This is a genomic window from Cupriavidus sp. WS, assembly GCF_000395345.1.
Taxonomy (GTDB): Bacteria; Pseudomonadota; Gammaproteobacteria; order Burkholderiales; family Burkholderiaceae; genus Cupriavidus; species Cupriavidus basilensis_B.
In genome coordinates this window covers 1-2610 of sequence record NZ_AQPL01000601.1, presented here as the reverse complement: position 1 = coordinate 2610, position 2610 = coordinate 1, and the positions used below count along the sequence as shown (strand labels likewise).

The window sequence follows — 2610 nt, the reverse complement described above, 5'->3', positions numbered from 1 at the left end:
GAATGCGGCTCGTCGCCCCCCCTGCCGCTAGCGAACAAGGCGTCCAACATGTGTCCGTCTTCGGTACAGGCCCAGAGCCTTCTCAAGTCCGAAGGATCATAGTGAATGCGCAGACGCTTGCCGATCAAGCCACTGCTTCTGGCAAGCCGCTCACTCGTGTAGCGCACGTGATAGAAGGTAATGTATGGTCGCTCACCGCGGCCGAGGTTTCCATGGACGCGGCACAGTACCGGGTCATGCAGCAGTTCCGGATGCTCCCGTAGCAGCTTGGGGATCAGACGCAATCGGATCGCCTCTCGACCAATGCCAAGCACATGCCGACGCATCATCTCCAGTGGGGTGAAGCCACCCAAGCCAGCATGGGGTGTGCCGTGGTAGTTCCACACCGTCAGGTGCAACAACTCCTCCAGCTCTTGGGAGGTGATGAGAAGCCGCAGTGAATCGGTTGGATCGCGCAGACGTTTCAGCACGACCTGCGCCGCGTCCTTTCCTGGTATCGCCCCCGGCAGCCGTCGCGATAGCGTTGCGGCGATCGTGCCAAAGAAGCGCTCGATGAACGGTCGGTCATCGGGCTGATATGCCGGACCGAAATCGGCCGTGCAGCCCAACGCCTCGCACACGACGTCGAGGCTGGTGGCCGCCAAATGCGAGCGCGCATTGTCGAGCCGGATCTGCCGCCAGCAGGCATAGCGAGTCTGTTCCAGTTCCTGCGAGACGAACCCGCCGGTAGGCAACAGGCGTAGTCCCGGCAGCGTGAGTTCCGGGATTTTGGCTGGTGTCACAGCGCGCTTGAAGGTTTCGATGGCGTCAAAGCGGCTACATTCGCGCTGCAACGAAATGGTGTAGCCCAAGACACAGCGGGTGGCAACGTCGATGATGGCCAACAGCCAGACGCGCTCGATCTCATAGCTCTGTTCGCCGCCCAGTGGATCGTTGTCGATTACCTTCAGGCGCACATCCATCTTGTGGGCATCGAACTCGACCGTATCAAACGCATCAGCGGATCCGCGTTCAGGAAGCTGCCGCAGCGCTGAAGCGGGCTTGATCCTTTGGCCGGCGGCGCGCGCAGCTAAGTCGAAATCATCCTGTAGCCACCCCCTGAGTGTGCTGGCCAATGAACGAAAGCCCTTCCACTTTTGGTTTAGTGGATAATCGCCAGCGCCTAGTCCCAATTCACGACAGGACTGCTCAAAGCGATGCGCCACCGCCTTGAGGCCAACCAGACGGCCTTTCTCCCCGGGCTGCAAATGGACTCTTCTCGTTTCGATCTCTTTGCGCAACTGCTCGGCCAGATTACGGTGACGCTGCAGCAACTGTCCGAAGGCCCCTGCATTTCCCGCTTTGCCGTGCGCGATCGCACGAGGCGCTTTGCTTCGTTCATAGGGCTGCACGTGGACATTCGGCACCAACGCGCGATATCCCCATGGGCGGCCATCCGGGTGCGCGCTCATTGCTCGACGGATCAGACGCCTTAAGGTTGAACGGTGGATACCCCAGGTCTCGTAGACCTGCGCAAGAGAGCTAACGCAGGCATAAGCCTCAATCGCATCGCGGCGCTGTCCAAACGTGGTCCGCGCTTCGCTCGTGAGGACACGCTGGTCAAGTTGGGGCCAATCCGACAGGCAAATTGTGTTCGGATCGATTCGGCGAGACGAGCCGGCCATCTGGACACCTCCTATGCTCGCTGAAAGTAAGTCGCTCCGCTCAGTGGTGCTACAGCTATGTCGGGACTAACGACGCGGCCGGATGCCAACAAGGCAAAGAGTGAGGCCTCCACACTCGCGCAATCATATTCGGAGAAGCGCTCAACGATCGCCTCCAACGCCCTCGGCTCATTCAGGTAGACCACAATGGCCTGCTCGAGCACAGGGGTACGGAACCGCCGGTAGCTGACGAGGTAGGGAACAATGCGCGACCAATTGGCAATCGGCACCCTCCAGGCCTGTAGTTCGGATTGATGAATGACGCGAACAGGCAGACCATGCAAAAGACTATCGGAGCCAGACTCCTCTTCATCTGCCCGATCGTAGCCTTCCTTGGCATCGCGATGCTCAATCAACCAGAACTCCCCTGCAGGCGCATCTCGCAGGCGAACCCAGAAGTCAATCATGGCACTCCCCGGTCCCGCCACGCGAGCCGGGCGCTCGGTAAAAGTCTCTATCGCAGGGTTGGCTTCGACCATCAGCCATGTTCGGTAAGCCTCATAGCTGCCGAGGCTCATCCGACGCCCAAGCTTTGGGCTGTACAGCTCAATGCGACGCCGCCATCCATTGCGGGCGAAGGCAAGTGGGCGACTGTACTGACGTAAGGCATCCGGCATGACATCAGCCACTGAAGTAAAACTGGTACTAAGCGACGGACCAGCGATAGTTCCAACATTACTTCCAGCCGGCGGATAGTATCAAGATTACTTCTCGCAAAAGAGATGTAATCTTAGTACGGTGGCTAACGCAGAAAGCGCTAACCCTGTGATTTACAACGTTTTTGAAAAAGCCCCGGAGGGAACAGTTTTACGGGTCTCCCGCACTTTGTGTGACGGCCGAGTCGAGGGCTTGATTTCCGGCTGGTTTGGCCGTACGTTGATCGCTACCATGAGGCAAGTTCTCGGTG

Annotated in this window: 2 protein-coding genes; both read right to left on the bottom strand. The window is 58.9% G+C overall.

All coding sequences use genetic code 11. From position 1 onward, the window contains the following. Positions 1 to 1664 (bottom strand): Mu transposase C-terminal domain-containing protein (locus K206_RS40340; RefSeq protein ID WP_081651625.1); only part of this gene is annotated, 1664 nt, incomplete at its 3' end. 11 nt (positions 1665 to 1675) lie between these two features. Then, on the bottom strand, positions 1676 to 2182 hold the full coding sequence (locus K206_RS41065; RefSeq protein WP_231401732.1) for a hypothetical protein: 507 nt from the start codon (positions 2180 to 2182) through the stop codon (positions 1676 to 1678). Between the last annotated feature and the right edge of the window lie 428 nt (positions 2183 to 2610).